Consider the following 17,958-nt stretch of genomic DNA (forward strand, 5'->3'; position numbering starts at 1 on the left):
TTCCTTAACCGACCCAAGTGAGTAACGCATGACGCAACCCTTCGTTCCCCCGTCGTACGCATTGGCGCGCGACGTAATGTGGGCCACGGCCGATTTGTGCGACGCGTTGCGCGGCGTGCCGGATGCCGGACTGCGCATCCTGCCGGACGGCTTCCATGCTTATGGGGGACGGCCCTGGTATTTCGGTGAAGTGGCACTCGCCGTCGTGCCGCAGTCCAATGGGGCGATGTCGCTGGCCGCGATCCTGGGCACGCCCGGACAAGGCCGGGTACTGATCGCCGAGGGGCGCGGCAACGCCCAGCATGCGATTCTGGGCGATCGCATGGCGGCACTCGCCGTGCAAAACGGGTGGGCCGGTGTGATCGTGCACGGCTATGTGCGCGACACCAAGGACCTGATCCGCATGCCGGTCGGCATCCATGCATTGGGCGCGCGGCCAAATCGGGCAGAAGACATGCCGCCGGCCGAGATCGCCTCGCACGTCGAGATCGGCGCGATTACCGTGCGGGCGGGCGATTGGGTTTACGCCGATGGCGACGGCATCATTCTGCTGGCGCGGCGGCATACCGAGTTCCAACTGGGGAGCCTTGGCGCGTAGCGCCGTCTGCGCGGTGAGGGTTACACGGTTGCCGGAAGGCATTCGCTGCGTTCGCCGCCAGGCTGCACACTATCCTTTTTCCGTTTCTTCCAGCAACCAATCTCGAAAGGCCGCGATCGCCGGGATGCCGAGTTTCTCGGGCGGCGTAAAAAAATAATAGCCGGCGCCGGTATTGAAGGGCAGATCGAACGCCGCTTGCAAATCGCCGCGCTCGATGTCGTCCGCCACCAGAAAGGTGGGCAGCAGGCCCACGCCGATGCCGGATGCCACCGCTTGAATCAAGTGCGTGGTGAGCTCGAACTGCGCACCCAGCCGCATCGATTTCAGCGGTAGATCCTGCGCCAGGAACCAGCGTTGCCATACTTCCGGGCGGGCGGCCACCTGCAACAGCAGATGCTGCGCCAAGTCCTTGGGTGAGTGCATGGGGTGCGCCGCGGCCATAGCGGGACTGATCACCGGCAGCACTTCTTCGTCCATCAAATGGTAGGACACCAGTCCCGGCCATGTGCCGTCGCCCACCGCAATCACCGCGTCGATGCCGGCCAGATCGAGATCGAACTGCGTGACGCGCGCATGCAGGTGCACCAGGATGCCGGGATGCTTGGCGTAGAAGCCGTTCAAGCGCGGCATCAACCATTTTGCGGTGAAGGTGGGCAAGGCGGCCAGATGCAGCGAGCCGCGGCCTGCACGATAGGCAATGGCCTGCAACGAGGCACTGCGGATGCGTTGCAGCGCGCCACCGAGTTCGCGTTGATACAAGGCACCCGCTTCGGTAAGCAGGATGCGGCGTTTTTCGCGTTTGAAGAGCGGCACCTCGAGCAAGTCTTCCAGGGCCTGTACCTGGCGGCTGACGGCACTTTGCGTGAGCGAGAGTTCGACGGCAGCCCGCGTGAAGCTCAGGTGCCGCGCGCTCGCCTCGAACGCCAGCAGTAACGACATGGATGGGGTCAGGCGACGGGGATTCATTCGGGTTGTGGTGATCGTCGAGAATGCACAAAGATCATGCTTTGGCGTCATGGTCAAAACCAATTATCCCGCAGTTTTACGTCGATCTTGCGATAGATCATTCATAAAGCGAATGAATAAGGCGAGAAACTTACGTTTTTCAAGCGCGCTTGTGCCCACCATAATGACGGCTCCACATACGATTGCGCGTCCACGCAGTACCCGCCGCGCGCTCACATTCCACCATCAGGAGACCCCACCGCATGACCGCCACGGATCACGATGCATTGGCGCGAGCGCTGAACGTTGCTTTGGGCGATGCCGTCCGCTTCGACGACGGCCATCGCGCGGTGTATGCGTCAGATGCCTCGAACTACCGCCAGGTGCCCATCGGCGCAGTCGTGCCGCGTTCGATCGACGATTTCGTGACCGGTATCGGTATCTGTGCGCAGCACGAAGCGCCGGTGTTGATGCGGGGCGGCGGCACATCGATGAACGGGCAAACCGTCAATCACGCCGTGGTGTTCGATCTCTCACCGTTTTGCACGAACATCCTTGCCCTCGATCCTGAAGCAGGCACCGCGCTGGTCGAACCCGGCGTGGTGTGCGACAGCTTGCGCGATGCGGCCGAAGTGCACGGCCTGACGTTTGCGCCCGACCCGTCGACGCATAGCCGATGCACTCTGGGCGGCATGATCGCAAACAATTCTTGCGGACCGCATTCGGTGATGGCGGGCAAAACGCTCGAGAACGTTGAAGCGCTTGAAGTCATGACGTATGACGGTGCCCGGTTCTGGGTGGGACCGACGTCCGACGCCGAGCTCGAGGCCATTATCGCTGCGGGCGGCAGGCAGGGCGACATCTATCGCCGATTGCGCGATTTGCGCGACCGGTACGGCGATCTGATTCGCGGCAAGTTTCCGAATATCAAGCGGCGCGTGTCGGGCTACAACCTGGATCAGTTGCTACCCGAAAACGGCTTCAACGTGGCGCGCGCCTTGGTGGGCACCGAGGGCACCTGTGCGACCACCTTGCGCGCTCGCGTGCGGCTGGTGAAGAGTCCATCGCAGCGTGTGGTACTGGTGTTGGGCTTCGCCGATATCTACGTGGCCGCCGATGCGGTGCCGGAGTATCAACGGTTTTCGCCGATCGCCATCGAGGGCCTGGATCGCGCGATCATTCGCGGGTTGCAGGCGCGCAATCTGGCGCAGGCCGAGATCGATTTGTTGCCGCCGGGCGATGCCTGGGTGATGGTGGAATTCGGCGCGGATGATCTGGGCGAGGCCACGGCGCAAGCCCAGCGCGCCGCCGATTACTTTGCGGCGCGGCCTGCCGGCCCACGCCCATCGACATGGGTGATTGCCGATCCGGCGATGCAGAAACGCGTGTGGTCGATCCGGGAAAACGGCGCCTCGGCCACGCAGTTGTCGATCGACCCCACGATTCCCGATCCGCAGGTGGGCTGGGAAGATGCCGCGGTCGACCCGCATCGTCTGGGCGAGTACCTCCGCGCTTTTCAGGCATTGGTGGACCGCTACGGCTATCAAACTTCCTTGTTCGGCCACTTCGGCGATGGATGCGTGCATGCGCGCATCACCTTCAACGTGCGCACGGTGGAAGGGGTGGCGACCTTTCGTGCCTTTTTGCGCGAGGCTGCGCAGCTGGTGGTGGACTGTGGCGGTTCGCTTACGGGCGAGCATGGCGATGGCCATGCCAAGGCCGAGTTTCTGCCGATCATGTTCGGCGAAGAACTGATGGAAGCGATGCGCGAATTCAAGCGCATCTGGGACCCCACCAATCGCATGAATCCCGGCAAGGTGATCGATGCATACCGCGTCGATGAGAATCTGCGCATGGGGCCCACCTACAAGGTCGTGAACGTTCATACCCGTTTGAATTTCCGCAGCGCCGAAGGCGATGGCTTTCAGCGCGCGATCGAGCATTGCGTGGGCATGGGCAAATGCCGCAGCGGCAAGGGCAGCACCATGTGCCCGAGTTATCGGGCCACCCGCGACGAGCGGTTTTCCACGCGCGGACGCTCGCGGCTCTTCTGGGAGATGCTGCAGGGCGATGTGATCAAGGACGGTTGGCAAAGCGAGCCCGTCAAGGAAGCGCTGGATACCTGTTTGTCGTGCAAGGGATGCCGCAGCGACTGCCCCACCCACACCGACATGGCGTCGTACAAGGCAGAATTCCTTTCGCATTATCACGAGACGCATGCCCGGCCACGCCAGGCGTTGACGATGGGCCGCATCGGCGACTGGGCGCCGCTCGCCGCGCGCGCACCGTGGCTGGCCAATCTGTTCACGCAAACGCCGGGGCTGTCGGCCATCGCGAAGCGGGTAGGGGGCGTGGCTGCCGAGCGCATCATGCCGAAGTTCGCGTCGCCGTCGTTTCGCCGGCGCGACCGCAAACGGATTCGCCGCACCGATACGCCCAGAAAGGTGATCCTGTGGGTCGATACGTTCTGCGAGCATTTTCATCCCGAGGTGGCCACGGCCGCCGTGGAAGTGCTGGGCCACGCCGGATTCGACGCGGTGCTGCCCACGACGCCGTTGTGCTGCGGCCGACCGCTCTACGACTTCGGTTACCTGGATCTGGCTCGCGAGAAGCTGCGCCGGATCGTGGAGGTGGTGGGGCAACAACTCAATGCGTCGCCCGATGCGCCCATTGCGGTGGTGGGTCTGGAGCCGGGTTGCATGTCGGTCTTCAAGGATGAACTCGTAAAGCTGTTTCCCGACGATCCGGCGGCTCGCCGATTGTCGGAAAGTGTGTGGCTGCTTGGCGACTTCCTGCACGCCAACGGCTATGTGCCGCCCACGCTCGACGCCACGGTGATGGTGCATGCACATTGCCATCAAAAGGCGCTCTTCGGCTCGAAAGGCGATCAGGCGTTGCTCGCCGCGTTGGGCGCGCGCACCACACATCTGGATAGCGGTTGCTGCGGCATGGCGGGCTCGTTCGGCTTCAACCCCGATCACATCGGCATCTCGAAGGCAGTAGGCGAACTGGTGCTGCTGCCGGCCGTTCGCGCCGCAAGCGACGACACGATCGTGCTCACCAACGGCTTCAGCTGCCGCGAACAAATACGACAAGGCACAGGGCGCGAGGTCATGCATCTCGCCGAATTACTGCAGTGGGCGCATCGCCTGCAGTCCGGCACGGTAGACCCGTCTGGCAAAATCAAACGTGCAGCACCCCCACAACACCTGGAGACAACACCATGAGCAAGCTACGCGGCGTTTACGCCCCTGTGGTTACCCCGTTTCACGCCAACCTCGATCCCGACACCGAGCGGTTCGTCGCGCATTGCCGCTGGCTGGTCGACAATGGGGCTGGCCTGGCGATTTTCGGCACCAATTCCGAAGCCGCATCGCTGTCGGTGGCCGAACGCCTGGCGTTGACGGATGCGTTGCTGGCCGCCGGCGTGCCCGCTGCCAAGCTCATGCCGGGTACCGGCTCCTCGTCGCTAACGGATGCCGTCACGCTCACGCGTCACGCGGTGGCGGCGGGTGCCCCGGGCGTGCTTGTCCTGCCGCCGTTCTTCTACAAGGGTGTTTCTGACGAAGGGCTCTTCGCCTACTACTCCGAAATCATCGAGCGTGTGGCCGACGACAACCTGGCGATCTATCTCTATCACATCCCGCAGATGTCCTACGCGCCCATCTCGCTGGCGTTGATCGAACGCTTGCTCAAGCGGTATCCCACGGCCATTGCGGGCGCCAAGGATTCGTCGGGCGATTGGGATAATTCCAAGGCCATGATCGATGCCTTCGCCGCAGACGGCTTCGGCGTGTTTCCAGCCAGCGAGTCGTTCCTGTCGCGCGCCATGCCATTGGGCGCCGCCGGCTGCATCAGCGCCACCGTCAACGTGAACCCCGCGGAGATTTTCGCGTTGTTCAACGGTTGGGACGGCAGCGAAGGCGCTGCGCTGCAATCGAAAGCCGACGCGGTGCGCAAGATTTTCCAGGCCACACCGATGATTCCGGCCATGAAGTACGTGGTGTCGCAAGCCTCGGGCGTGGAAGACTGGAAGGTCGTGCGACCGCCACTCGTCAAGCTGGAGGAGCAGGCTGGGCGCGCCTTGATGGCGAGCCTCGACGCGGTGGATTACCGTATCGAAGGGTATCCGCGCAGTTAAGGCACTCAGGCGGACAGGCGTGGCGTCCCACGATGCTCGCCTGGCATGAGATGAGCGCGACGCACGTTTATCAGCTTGTGCGGGAACGGGAGGTGACCTTGGGTTGCCGGTTCAAGCAGCGTGCAAGCTGATGGCGCGGGCCGCGCGAATCACGAGCGGGCCGAGTTCGTTGCGTGCGTCCTCAAGCGACCAGCGCGGTTTGGGCACCGAGATGTTGACGGCGGCAATGGGCGCACCCGAGTCGTCGAGCACGGTGGCCGCTACGTTGATGTCGGCCTGATAGAACTCTTCGTCGGCGTAGGCATATTGCGCGTTGCGGGCCTCGATCACGAAGTCGCGCAGCACCGCGATGTCGGTTGTGGTGCGCGGTGTGTGCCGCTGCAAGGCGAGGTGTTGCAGCTTGGCATCCAGTGCATCGTCGGAAAGATGCGCCCAAAGCGCGCGGCCGGAGGCCGATGACGAGCAGGGGATGCGCGTGCCTACCGGCATGTATACGGGGATGTGCTTGGCCGTTGCCACCCGCATCACAAACACCATATTGTCTTCGGCGTCGGGCACGCCCAGATTGACGATCTCGCCGCATTCCTGGTTGAGCTGATGCAACACCGCATGCGCACGTTGAAAGAGCGGCGTCTGGTATAGATAACTGTATCCCAGCGCCACGGCCTTCACCGTAACGCGATAGCGCTTGGTGCGCGGGTCGCGCGTGAGATACCCCGCCTGTTCGAGCGTATGGGCCACACGCTGAGCCGAACCCATCGTGATGTCCGAGACGTGGGCAATCTCCTGCAGGTTCATGCTTTCGCTCTGACGAAAGGATTCCAGCACGAGCAGCCCTTTTTCGAGCGACTGAATCAATAGCGCCGAACTGGCCATCGCGACTCCGTGATGAATGCATGAGCGCCACATGCATGGGTTGAACAGGTTGCGAGCCCGATCGTAGCACTCGCGCAGGCGGGGTTTGGTTCTGCTGTCTCCATCGAGAACGCCGGCTCACCCACGCGATTCCCGACGATCGCAGCGCGGGCGTCACCCTCGGGTTCTCGCGCATTGACCCTAGACATTGGCGAGCGTATAAATATCGCATAGCATTTTACGATTATCGAATAGCGATAACTGAACGCGATGTCTCAATTGCGCGAACCATCCGATTCTCATCCCATCGAAACGCCCGTCGGGTCCGGCGCCGACGCCGGGATGACGGCGCTCGGTCCGCTCCCCATAGCGGTGGACGTGGTGGTCATCGGCGGTGGCATCATCGGCATCAGTACCGCCTACGCTTTGGCCAAGGCCGGCGTGAGCGTGTGCGTATTCGAGAAGGGCCGCCTGGCCGGCGAACAATCGTCGCGCAATTGGGGGTGGGTGCGCACGCTCACGCGAGATGTGGCGGAAGTACCCCTGGCGATACGTGCCAATGCACTGTGGGCGGACATCCAGTCGCGTGCGGACGTAGGCTTCCGGCGTACGGGTCTGCTGTATCTGCAGGAAAACGACGCAGATGCGGCGGCGCACGCAAAGTGGATCGCTGCCGCCCGGGATCATGGCCTGGACGCCACGCTCCTCACGCGCGATGCCGCCGTGCGTCATCTGCCGCCATCGTCGCGCGCATGGTCCGGTGCGATGTATAGCGCATCGGATGGCGTGGCCGAGCCGCAGCGCGCCACGCACGGCATTGCCGGCCTGGCGCAGGACTTGGGCGCCAAGATTTATGAGCATTGCGCCGTGCGGGGTATCGAGTCGGCAGCGGGGCGGGTAACGGGCGTGATCACCGAGCGCGGGGTGGTGCGTGCGCAAGCGGTGGTGATCGCCGGGGGCGCGTGGTCGCGGCTTTTCTGCGGCAACCTCGGTGCGGATTTCCCGCAACTGAAAGTGCGCGGCTCGGTGCTGCGCACGGCGCCATTCGAGGCGCCTTTGCATGCGGCTGTCAACGGCAAGGATTTCACGTGCCGCAAGCGCGCCGATGGCGGTTATACCGTTTCGCAATTCGGCGCGTCGATGGCCGATGTGGTGCCGGATAGCTTCCGGTTGATGCATCACTTCGGACGCGCGTGGTTGGCCAACCGCGAGTTCGTGCGTCTGCGATTCGGCAAACGGTTTTTTGAAGAGCTGCGCATGCCGCGCCGCTTTGCCGTGGATCGCGAGACGCCTTTCGAACAGTGCCGCGTGCTCGATCCCGCACCCTCGGCCAGAGGCGTAAGCCAGGCGTGGGCGCGGCTTACCGAAACGTTTCCCGTATTTGGACAGGCCCGTATCGCACAGTCGTGGGCCGGGTATATCGACGTCACGCCGGATGGCTTGCCCGTGATGTCGGCCGTACCCCAGCACGCCGGGCTCTTCCTGGCGTCGGGATTCTCCGGCCATGGATTCGGCATCGGCCCGGCTGCGGGCGAGTTGATGGCGAACCTGGTGCAAGGCAATGCATTGGCGGTGGATGCCGCGCCCTTTCGCTTTGGCCGATTCGCTCGCGTGCGCAGTGAGAAGGCATAAGGCGAGCAGGGAATTGAATGCACGTTGTTGCGGCTGGCGCCATACGGCGACGCAATTCGGTTTGAAACAGGAGGGTGTGTCATGTCTACGGCAGTGACCAGGATCGATGTCTTCAACCCAACGCGCCGCTGCGCGCTGCGCTGGTTGCGCAGCATGACGCTGGCGTGCCTGGCGGCAGGCGGCCTATCGGGCGCGGCCCAGGCCGCCGCTCCGTGGCCTACCAAGCCCATCAAACTCGTCGTGGGCTATCCGCCCGGCGGCGGCACCGATACGGTGGCGCGCCTGATCGCCCAGCAGTTTTCCAAGACGCTGGGGCAGCAGGTCGTGGTCGAAAACCGTCCCGGTGCCAGCAGCACCATCGCCACACAACAGGTGGTGCGGGCCGATCCCGATGGGTATACGTTGTTGTTCGCGACTGCGTCGCCCTTGACCGGTGCGCCACTCACGATGAAGGGCCTGCAATACGATCCGATCAAGGATCTCGCACCGATCACGCTCGTGGGTAACGGTCCCTTCATCATGGTGGCCAATCCGGCATTTCCGCCCAACAACCTGGCCGAGCTGATCGCTTATGCGCGAGCCCATCCGGGCGAGGTCAACTATGCGTCGCCTGGCAACAGTACCGCCAACTACTTTTTCACCGAATTGCTCAACATGGATGCCAAGATCAATACGGTCAACGTGGCGTACAAGGGCAGTGCCGCGCTGGTCAACGATCTGATGGGCGGACACGTGCAGTACACGCTCGAAACGCCGGGCACCACATTGCCGCTGATTCGTGAAGGCAAGCTCAAGGCGATCGTGCTCTTGAACGATGAGCGGCTTGCCAAGGCGCCGGACGTGCAAACCACCGTGGAGGCGGGATATCCGCAGCTGGTAGGGGGCTCGTGGTACGGCATTCTTGCGCCTGCGGGCACGCCGCGTCCCATCATCGATGCGGTACAGCAAGCGACGGTCAAGGCGCTGCAATCGCCTGAAGTCCGGCATGCGATGGACGAGCGCGATGTGCTGATCAAAGGCACGACGCCCGAGGCATTCGCGGCTTTTATCGATGCCGAGTATAAAAAATGGCAGGACGTGACCCAGCGTTTGGGCATCGTGCCGCAGTAATCGGTCGGGAGACACTCATGCATGCAACACAGCGCGCCGACGACCTGACGCAGGGCAGTGCCCCACTGGCGATGCGGCCCACCCTGGCCGGCTTGAATCACATGATTTCTGCGGGCCATTATCTCGCCACGCAAGCCGGCATGGACATCCTGCAGGCGGGCGGCAATGCCATCGACGCCGGGGTCGCCGCCGGCATTGCCTTGGGCGTCGTGCAAAGCGATATCGTCAACTTCGGCGGCGTGGCGCCATGCCTTGTCTATCACGCCGAGACGCAAAAGGTGTGGAGCATCTCGGGGCTGGGCTATTGGCCGCAGGCCGCCACACTGGATTTGTTTCTTCAAGCGCATGGCGGAAAGATTCCGGCAGGCGTATTGCGCACCGTGATTCCTGCCGCGCCGGACGCCTGGATCACGGCGCTGGAGCGATTCGGCACGATGTCGTTCGGCGATGTGGCGGCGGCGGCCATCGGATACGCGCGCGACGGCTTCGTGATGTATCCGCTGATGGCCGAGGTATTGGCCGATCATGCCCAGGATTATGGCCGGTGGGCGTCGAGTGCCGCCGTGTATCTGCCGGATGGCCGCCCGCCGGCCGCCGGCGATATCTTTCGGCAAAGCGATCTCGCACGCACATTGCAATACATGGCCGATGAAGAGCGCGCTCATGGCGCAGCGGGCCGGGCGGCGGGCCTTGCTGCCGCGCGCCACGCCTTCTATCGCGGCGATATCGCCAAGAGCATCGTGGCGTTTCACCGTGCCGAGGGCGGCTTGGTCACGCACGATGACCTGGCCAACTTTTCCGTCGAGGTCGAGCCGGCGCTATCGACCGATTTTCGCGGCACGCAGCTTTACAGTTGCGGCTTCTGGTGCCAGGGGCCCACCTTGCTGCAGATGTTGAATATCCTGGAGTCGCGCGATGTGGCGGCATTGGGCCACAACTCTGCGGCCTACGTGCACCTGCTGACCGAGACCATCAAGCTCGCGTTCGCCGATCGTGAGGCGCACTACGGCGATCCGCGCTACCGCGACATTCCTCAGGCGGCGTTGCTGTCCAAGGCCTACGCGCTGGATCGGCTCGGGTTGATCAGCGACGACCGGGCGTTGCCCGATATGCCGTCGCCCGGTGAACCGGGATTGTTCGGTGGCCGGCCGGTGCACAGCGATAAATCCGAAGATCGCGCGCGCACCGATCCCCGGCTCGATACGTCGTATGTGGCGGTGGTCGATCGCCATGGAAATGCATTTTCGGCCACGCCCAGCGATGGGTCGTACAACTCGCCGATCATTCCCGGCACCGGCATCTGCGCATCGGGGCGCGGCAGCCAATCGTGGGCGGAGGCCGGCCACCCGTGCGCGATTGCACCCGGCCACCGGCCGCGCCTCACGCCCAATCCGTCACTGGCGATCCGGCCTGGCCAGTACGTAATGCCGTTCGGCACGCCGGGGGGCGACGTGCAATGCCAGGCCATGCTGCAAACGTTTCTCAACGTGGAAGTGTTCGGCATGGATCTGCAGGCTGCCATCGAAGCGCCGCGTTTTGCGACCTTCAGTTTTCCTTCGTCATTCGAGCCGCACAATGTGCAGCCAGGCCGCTTGATGCTGGAAGACCTGATCGCGCGTCATGTGGGTGACGCGTTGAATGAGAAAGGGCATGCCGTGCAATGGTGGCGCGATCGCAACTGGCGCGCAGGCGCGATGTGCGCCGTCAAGCACGATGTGACCACGGGCATTCGCTGGGGCGCGGCCGACCCGCGGCGTCCGGCCTACGCAGCGGGGTGCTGATGGTTCCGTCCTGCCGCGATCGATAGCCTGGTCAGAATGGAGGGGCCAGGGATGCCGGAGCGAGAGGACGGAAATCGAGGCGGCGCGAAGGTGACGTGGTGGCAAAGCGAAACGACTAGTCCGCAGAAAGATGCGCCTGCTCGACCAGCACTTTCCACTTCGCCACTTCGCTTTTGACCGTTTCGCGGAGTGCCTGGGGCGAGCTGGTATCCACTTGTGCGCCTTGCTCTTCGATGCGCTTGACGACTTCTTTGTCCGCCAGGGCGAGGTTCATATTCTTGTTGAGCAGTTCGACCACGGCCGGCGGCGTATTGGCCGGTGCGAAGAGCGCATACCACTGTGTGACCTCTACGCCCTCGATACCGGCCTCGGCCATTGTCGGCACATCGGGCAGGATGGCGGCGCGTTTGGGACCGGCGATCGCCAGCGCCCGCAGTTTGCCATTGACGATACTGGGGTAAGCGGAGAACAGGCTGGGAAACATCACCTGCGTTTGACCGGCCATCGTATCGGCCATGGCGGGGCCAGACCCCTTGTACGGAATGTGCATCAGATGCGCACCGCTCGCCACTTTGAAGAGCTCGGCAGTGAAGTGGGGCGCCGTGCCGTTGCCGGCAGAAGCGTAGTTGAGTTCATCGGGGCGTGCTTTGCTGGCCGTCACCAGATCGGCCACCGAGCCGGCCTTGACCTTGGGGTTGATCACCATCACGGTCGGCGAGTGGCCGATCATGCCGATGGGCGCAAAGTCTTTCAGCGGGTCATAGCGCAGCGCTTGCAGTGCCGGGTTCATGCCGTGGGTGCCGATGTACCCCATCAAGATCGTGTAGCCATCGGCCGGCGCGCGCGCCACTTGTTCGGATGCGATGGCGCCATTGGCGCCGGCCTTGTTCTCGACGATCACCGTCTGGCCCATCAACGTGGACAGCTTCTGCCCCAGCACACGCGCAATGGCGTCATTGCCACCGCCTGGCGCGGTCGGCACGATCATCGTGATCGGCCGCTCGGGATAGGCGGCATGCGCGTCTCCGGCTGCCGCCAGTTGAGCGCCGAATAACGCCAGGGCGATTGCGCCGACCCGCAGCGTGCACGGTCGGATACGCGAGCGCGACGGCAGGCCATCGATGATCGGGCGATGCGCGATGGGGGAACGGGTGTCCATGGTGTTGTCTCCTGTCTTGTGATGTTTTTTGGGCCGGGGCGTGCTGTGCGCCGCAGCCGGTACTACGGGTGAAAAACGTGATCCGGTACGAAGAGCTTGCCTTCGAAGATTTTTCGGGCGGTGCGCACCAGGCTGGCTTGCACCAGGGCGATCTCGCCGCCTTTCGAAGCGAGTTCGACATCGACATGAATGCTGCCCGCAGGATGCAGTACCGTCACCCTGCGCGTGCCCGCCGCGGCCTCAATGCGGGCGTCGGTGGCGACGGTGTGTGGAAGCAGCAGGGCGGCGGCCACACCGATGGCGCCGGTGACCGCATGCGAGCGGTGGCAACGCTTGGGTGTGAAGTAACGCGAGTACACCGTGCCTGCGGTAGGGCCGGGTGCCACGATCACCGGCTTGGGCAACACGCTGTCGGTGACATCGCCTAGTCCCATGCGGCGGCCCGCTTCCAGGCGGATCGTTTCGAGCCGCGCCGTGAGCTTGGTATCGGCATCGAGCTCGGCGGGGGGCTCATCACCCCGCAAGCCCAGTTGGTGCGCGTGGACGATCACCATGACCTGTGCCGCATCGATACAGGTGACATTGATCCCGTCGATGGTGTCGATGCGATTGCCGGTGGGAAAGAGATGCCCGGTCACGCCACCCCAGGCATCCAGAAAATCCAGCAGCACGGGCGCCGCGGTGCCGGGAACGCCGTCGATGTGCACATCACCTTCGTACTGCACATGATCGCCTGCGGTACTCACTTTCACGTCGATGCGTGCTTGCGTATTGACGTTGAAGACGCGTACCCGGGTCGTGTTCTGGCCGGCCACGGCCACCAAACCTTGTTCGATGGCGAACGGCCCCACACCGGCCAGCATATTGCCGCAGTTGGGACGCGTATCCACGCGGGCTTCGTCCACGCTGACCTGGGCAAACAAATAGTCGACATCGCATTCTGGACGCGTCGAACGCGAGACGATGGCGACTTTGCTGGTGAGCGAATTGCCGCCGCCCAAGCCGTCCACTTGGAGTTCGTTGGGAGATCCGAGGGCAGCGAGCAACGTGCGATCGCGCAGCGCGAGGTCGGCCGGCAGCCAGTCGCTGAGGAAGAAGGGGCCGCGGGAAGTGCCGCCGCGCATAAGCACACAGGGGATGGAGGTCGTCATGGAACACATGATCGGCGCGATCCATAATTCTGTGAATTGCATGTTTCGGATGTATTGATGCGCGTCACAAAAGAATAGAATGTTCCCGAAGCAACCGGCACGGAGTGCGACCCATGACTCAGAAATTCGATCTGGCCGATATGCAGGCCTTTGCGGCGGTGGCCGAGTTGCAGAGCTTTCGTGCGGCCGCAGAAGCCATTCATCTTTCACAACCGGCGTTCAGCCGGCGCATCGATAAGCTGGAAGAAGCGTTGGGGGTGCGCCTGCTCGATCGCACCACGCGGCGCGTGACGCTTACCGCAGTGGGCCGCGATTTTGCCCGCAAGACGCGGCAGTGGCTCGACGATCTCGACGGCATGCTGCTGGGCCTGGGCGACGTGGCGGCATCGCGCATGGGCGAGGTGACGATCGCCTGCGTGCCCTCCGCGGTGTACTACTTTCTACCGCAGGTAATGAAGCAGTATCACGAGCAGTTTCCACGCATCCGCGTCAAGGTGCACGATGCGAGCGCCAATGAAGTGCTGGTGGCCGTGGCGCAAGGGGACGCCGATTTCGGGCTGAATTTCCTGGGGAGCCAGGAAGCCGATATCGAATTCAAGACGGTGCTGACCGAACGTTTCGTGGTTGCCTGCCGACGCGATCATCCGTTGGCGCGCAAACGCAAAGTGACCTGGGCCGACCTCAGCCGCTACGACTTCGTGTCGGTAGGCAAAACGTCAGGCAATCGTATGCTGATGGATCTGGCGCTGGCGAACGCGCCCAATCGGCCGCAATGCTCGTTCGAAGCCAATCACGTCACCACATTGCTGGGGATGGTGGAAGCCGGCCTGGGTATCGCTGCCGTGCCGCGTCTGGCGATGCCGACGCACGAACATGCCACGTTGGCAAGCGTGCCGTTGGCGGATCCCGTGATTACCCGTCAGATGGGGTTGATCAAGCGGCGCGGGCGATCGCTATCGCCTGCGGCGCAGCAGCTCTACGATCTGCTGGCGCAGATGCGGGCGGTCAGGCCGCGCAGGAAGGCGGCCGCCGCAAAGTAGTCGCCTCAATACGATCGGGGCAGACCCAATACTTTTTCCGCAATGAAACACATGATGAGCTGCGGGCTGACCGGTGCGATGCGCGGGATATAGCTTTCGCGCAGCAGCCGTTCGACGTGATATTCCTTGGCATACCCCATGCCGCCGAGCGTCATGATCGCCGTCTGGCAGGCGTTGTGGCCGGCTTCGGCGGCGAGATATTTGGCTGTGTTTGCGAAGGGGCCGCACGGCTCGCCGGCGTCGTACAAACTCGAAGCCTTGAACACCATCAGGTCGGCCGCTTCGAGCTGCATCCAGGCCTGCGCCAAGGGGTGTTGCACGCCTTGATTCTGCCCGATGGGTCGGCCGAATACCTGACGCTCGCCCGCATAGCGCACCGCGTGATCCAGTGCAGCGCGCCCCAGGCCTACGGCTTCGGCTGCGATCAGGATGCGCTCGGGATTCAAGCCGTGCAGGATGTACTCGAAGCCGCGTCCTTCTTCGCCGATGCGGTCGGCCACGGGGATGCGCAAGCCGTCGATGAACAGCATGTTCGAGTCGACGCACTTGCGCCCCATCTTCTCGATCTCACGCACTTCCACGCGTGCGCGATCCAGATCGGTGTAGAACAACGACAGCCCCTGCGTGGGCTTGCTCACGTCCGCCAACGGCGTGGTGCGCGCAAGCAGGAGCATCTTGTCGGCCACCTGGGCGGTCGAAATCCAGATCTTGCGGCCATGCACCACATAGTGGTCGCCGTCGCGTACCGCCCGGGTCGATAGCCGGGTGGTGTCCAGACCGGCGTCGGGTTCGGTCACCGCAAAACAAGCTTTATGCTTGCCGGAGATCAGGGCCGGTAGCCAGCGGGCACGTTGCGCATCGTCGCCGAACACCACCACGGGATTCAGCCCGAAGATGTTCATGTGAACGGCCGACGCGCCCGACATGCCGGCGCCGCTTGCCGAGATGGTTTGCATCATCAGCGCAGCTTCGGTCATGCCCAGGCCCGAACCGCCGTATGCCTCGGGCATGGCGATGCCCAACCAGCCATCGCGCGCCAGGTCGCGGTGCAGATCGTGCGGGAAGGCGCCGTCGCGATCGCGCGCCAGCCAGTATTCGTCCGGGTAGCGGGCGCAGAGTTGCTGCACGGCGTCGCGCAACGCGATTTGATCGGTCGAAAATTGAAAGTCCATCGATAACTTGCCTCAAATTAAGGGTGAGGAGCCGGCAGCCGGCCGATGCCGCGGGCGGTCGCGCCAGCCAGCACTGCGCGCCCACGCTATTGCGACCGGCAGACGCGCCATCGCACTGGCGCGTTGGTCCAACGATCAGTCGGCCGTGGCACCAGACGCCCGCATGGCAGCAATCGCCGCCTCGTCGTAGCCGGCCTCGCGCAGCACCTCGGCGCTGTGCTCACCCAATCGCGGCGCCGGGCGGCGCAGGCTGGTGGGCGTGCGATCGAAGGTGCCCAGCGGCGCCGGGGTGCGCAGGCGGCCTTCGCTGGGATGCTCCACGGTGCGCACGAACTGCGTGGCCTCGATGTGGGGATCGGCGATCAGATCCTCCACGCTATACAGGCGCGACGCGGGAATATCCGCGGCTTCGAATAGCGCCAGCCACGCCTCGGTGGTTCGGGTGGCGACCACGTCTGCCACGTAGCTGTACACCGCCGCGATGTCGGCCGCGCGCGCGGTATGCGATGAAAACGGCAGTTCGTCCGCCTTCTCCGGCTGGCCGATCGCGGCGAAAAAATTGCGCCAATGCTTGTCGTTGTAGATCAGCAGGCAGATATGGCCGTCTTGTGTGGCATACGGCTTTCGATGCGGTGCGAGCACTCGGGCATAGCCGGTGTCGCCCAATGGCGGGTCGAACGTGGCCCCGGCCAGATGGTCGCCCAGCACCAGATGCGCCATCCCTTCGAACATCGGGATCTCGATGCGCTGGCCCTGGCCCGTCGCCCGTGCGTTGAACACGCTTGCGACCAGCGCCACGGCCATATGCAGGCCCACCGTGCGATCGGCCAACGTGAGCGGGGCATACCGGGGCACGTCGCCGCTTTGCCGGCGCGACAGATCGGCAATGCCGGTTTGCCCCTGGATCAGATCATCGTAGGCCGGCCGCCCGGCGTAAGGGCCGGCTTCACCGAAGCCGTAAGCGCCGGCGTAGACGATGCGCGGATTGACAGCTGCAAACGCCGCATAGTCCAGGCCCAGGCGGGCCATGGCTTGCGGGCGGATGTTGTAGAGCACCGCGTCGCAATCGCGCGCCAATGCCAGGCAGGCGTCGCGGCCGGCGGGTTGCTTCAAATCCAGCACGATCGAACGCTTGTTGCGGTTCAGGTGAAGGAAAAGGTGGCCCATGCCGGGATTGCGCATGGGACCGACGGCGCGCATGTTGTCGCCGCTTCTGGCTTCCACCTTGATCACGTCGGCGCCAAGATCCGCCAGCACCTGCGTGGCGTACGGGCCCATCACGACGGCCGTCAGATCGAGAATGCGTACGCCGGTAAGCGGGCCAACGGACACATCACCCGAGCCATGTGCCGGTACTTCTGCTGCCGCACCGCTCATGAGGGTTCGATCCCGGCGTTCTTGATCAACTCGCCCCACAGCGTGCGTTGCTCGGAGACGAACTTGGCGAAATCTTCAGGCGTGCCGCTGAACGCGTCGAAGCCCAAGGCGGCGAGTTTCTCTTTCAGCACCGGATCGCTCACAATCTTGTTGATCGCCGCATTGAGCTTCTGCACCACCTCGGGCGGCAAGCCGGCCGGGCCAAAGAAGCCGTTCCAGGAATTGATGTCGAAGTTGGTCACGCCGGCTTCCTGCATCGACGGGATGTCGGGCACCACCTTGCTGCGTGCCTGGGTGGAAACCGCAAGGGCGCGCAATTGGCCGGAATTCACGAACGCACTGCCGGAGGCCACGTCGGTAAACATCAGGTCGACCTGGCCGCCGATCACGTCGGTCACCGCTTGCGGTGTGCCTTTGTAGGGCACATGCAGGATGTCGATACCGGCACGATCCGCGAGCGTGGCGCCGGCCACGATGCCCGTGCTGTTGCCACTGCCGTAGGTGAGTTTGCCGGGGTTCTTCTTGGCGTAAGCCACGAGCTCCTGAACGCTTTTGAATGGCAACTTGGGGTTGACCACCAGCACGAAAGGCAGATTGCCGCCGCGCGCGATCGGCGTGAAATCCTTGACCGGATCGTAAGGCACGTTCTTCATCAGAAACGGCGCGGCCGAGTGAGAGGTATTGGTGGTCACGAAGAGCGTGTAGCCGTCGGGCTTGGCGCGAGCCACATAACTTGCCGCGATCGTGGCATTGGCGCCGGGTTTGTTTTCCACCACCACCTGTTGGCCCAGGATGTTGCCCAATTCGGCGGCGAAGATGCGGCCGACGGCATCGGTGCCTGAGCCTGCAGGGAAGGGTACGACCAGGCTGATGGGTCGTTCAGGATAAGCGGCATGCGCGAGCGGGGCGGCGAACGCCAGGGCAAGCGCAGACAAAGCGCCGCCATGCCGCAAGCGGCGAATGAATGAGGTCATGGTTGTCTCCAGTATTTTTTTAT

14 protein-coding genes are annotated in these 17,958 nt (G+C 63.6%); 7 read left to right on the forward strand and 7 right to left on the reverse strand.

The window, feature by feature from the left end:
* Window positions 1-28: 28 nt before the first annotated feature.
* Window positions 29-598 (forward strand): ribonuclease E activity regulator RraA, encoded by a 570-nt coding sequence (gene rraA / locus EYW45_RS15785; protein WP_161136397.1) that lies wholly within the window; start codon window positions 29-31, stop codon window positions 596-598.
* 69 nt (window positions 599-667) lie between these two features.
* Here rraA and EYW45_RS15790 read toward each other — a convergent pair whose 3' ends face one another.
* The gene (locus EYW45_RS15790; RefSeq protein ID WP_235939092.1) at window positions 668-1,537 is read right to left on the reverse strand and encodes a LysR substrate-binding domain-containing protein; all 870 of its coding nucleotides are present in this window, start codon (window positions 1,535-1,537) and stop codon (window positions 668-670) included.
* Between the two features lie 269 nt (window positions 1,538-1,806).
* On the opposite strand from EYW45_RS15790, the gene EYW45_RS15795 reads away from it, so the two are divergent.
* Together EYW45_RS15795 and EYW45_RS15800 are read left to right on the forward strand one after the other, a co-directional pair.
* Window positions 1,807-4,770: an FAD-binding and (Fe-S)-binding domain-containing protein gene (locus EYW45_RS15795; protein WP_161136399.1), complete on the forward strand. Its 2,964-nt coding sequence runs from the start codon at window positions 1,807-1,809 to the stop codon at window positions 4,768-4,770.
* On the forward strand, window positions 4,767-5,684 hold the full coding sequence (locus tag EYW45_RS15800; RefSeq protein WP_161136400.1) for a dihydrodipicolinate synthase family protein: 918 nt from the start codon (window positions 4,767-4,769) through the stop codon (window positions 5,682-5,684). Before EYW45_RS15795 ends, EYW45_RS15800 begins: the two co-directional genes overlap by 4 nt.
* Before the next feature lie 111 nt (window positions 5,685-5,795).
* Here the strand turns inward: EYW45_RS15800 and EYW45_RS15805 are convergent, their stop codons facing one another.
* The gene (locus EYW45_RS15805) at window positions 5,796-6,560 is read right to left on the reverse strand and encodes an IclR family transcriptional regulator (protein WP_161136401.1); all 765 of its coding nucleotides are present in this window, start codon (window positions 6,558-6,560) and stop codon (window positions 5,796-5,798) included.
* A 321-nt stretch (window positions 6,561-6,881) separates the two neighbouring features.
* Here EYW45_RS15805 and EYW45_RS15810 point away from each other — a divergent pair, with 321 nt between their 5' ends.
* The 3 genes from EYW45_RS15810 to EYW45_RS15820 all read left to right on the forward strand — a co-directional run bounded on the left by EYW45_RS15810 (window position 6,882) and on the right by EYW45_RS15820 (window position 11,062).
* On the forward strand, window positions 6,882-8,171 hold the full coding sequence (locus EYW45_RS15810; RefSeq protein WP_202444800.1) for an NAD(P)/FAD-dependent oxidoreductase: 1,290 nt from the start codon (window positions 6,882-6,884) through the stop codon (window positions 8,169-8,171).
* A gap of 81 nt (window positions 8,172-8,252) precedes the next feature.
* Window positions 8,253-9,281 (forward strand): Bug family tripartite tricarboxylate transporter substrate binding protein, encoded by a 1,029-nt coding sequence (locus tag EYW45_RS15815; RefSeq protein ID WP_161136403.1) that lies wholly within the window; start codon window positions 8,253-8,255, stop codon window positions 9,279-9,281.
* A 17-nt stretch (window positions 9,282-9,298) separates the two neighbouring features.
* Complete coding sequence (locus tag EYW45_RS15820) at window positions 9,299-11,062, forward strand: gamma-glutamyltransferase family protein (protein WP_161136404.1); 1,764 nt, start codon at window positions 9,299-9,301, stop codon at window positions 11,060-11,062.
* 115 nt (window positions 11,063-11,177) lie between these two features.
* On the opposite strand, the gene EYW45_RS15825 is transcribed toward EYW45_RS15820, so the two are convergent.
* Window positions 11,178-12,221, reverse strand: a complete 1,044-nt coding sequence (locus EYW45_RS15825; protein ID WP_161136405.1) for a tripartite tricarboxylate transporter substrate binding protein — start codon at window positions 12,219-12,221, stop codon at window positions 11,178-11,180.
* A gap of 62 nt (window positions 12,222-12,283) precedes the next feature.
* Window positions 12,284-13,372 (reverse strand): 4-oxalomesaconate tautomerase, encoded by a 1,089-nt coding sequence (locus EYW45_RS15830; RefSeq protein ID WP_161136406.1) that lies wholly within the window; start codon window positions 13,370-13,372, stop codon window positions 12,284-12,286.
* Between the two features lie 113 nt (window positions 13,373-13,485).
* Between EYW45_RS15830 and EYW45_RS15835 the strand changes: the two genes are divergently transcribed.
* Window positions 13,486-14,412, forward strand: a complete 927-nt coding sequence (locus tag EYW45_RS15835) for a LysR family transcriptional regulator (RefSeq protein WP_161136407.1) — start codon at window positions 13,486-13,488, stop codon at window positions 14,410-14,412.
* 5 nt (window positions 14,413-14,417) lie between these two features.
* Here EYW45_RS15835 and EYW45_RS15840 read toward each other — a convergent pair whose 3' ends face one another.
* The 3 genes from EYW45_RS15840 to EYW45_RS15850 form a co-directional block, all read right to left on the reverse strand.
* Window positions 14,418-15,584 carry an acyl-CoA dehydrogenase family protein gene (locus EYW45_RS15840; protein WP_161136408.1) on the reverse strand — a complete coding sequence of 389 codons (1,167 nt, stop codon included), beginning with the start codon at window positions 15,582-15,584 and terminating at the stop codon, window positions 14,418-14,420.
* A gap of 135 nt (window positions 15,585-15,719) precedes the next feature.
* A complete protein-coding gene (locus EYW45_RS15845) occupies window positions 15,720-16,961 on the reverse strand; it encodes a CaiB/BaiF CoA transferase family protein (RefSeq protein ID WP_161136409.1) in 1,242 nt (413 codons plus the stop codon).
* Entirely contained in the window at window positions 16,958-17,935 is a 978-nt protein-coding gene (locus EYW45_RS15850) for a Bug family tripartite tricarboxylate transporter substrate binding protein (RefSeq protein ID WP_161136410.1), read from the reverse strand. The genes EYW45_RS15845 and EYW45_RS15850 overlap by 4 nt, the downstream gene beginning before the upstream one ends.
* Window positions 17,936-17,958 lie beyond the last annotated feature (23 nt).

This window comes from Schauerella aestuarii (genome assembly GCF_009866805.1).
Taxonomy (GTDB): Bacteria; Pseudomonadota; Gammaproteobacteria; order Burkholderiales; family Burkholderiaceae_B; genus Schauerella; species Schauerella aestuarii.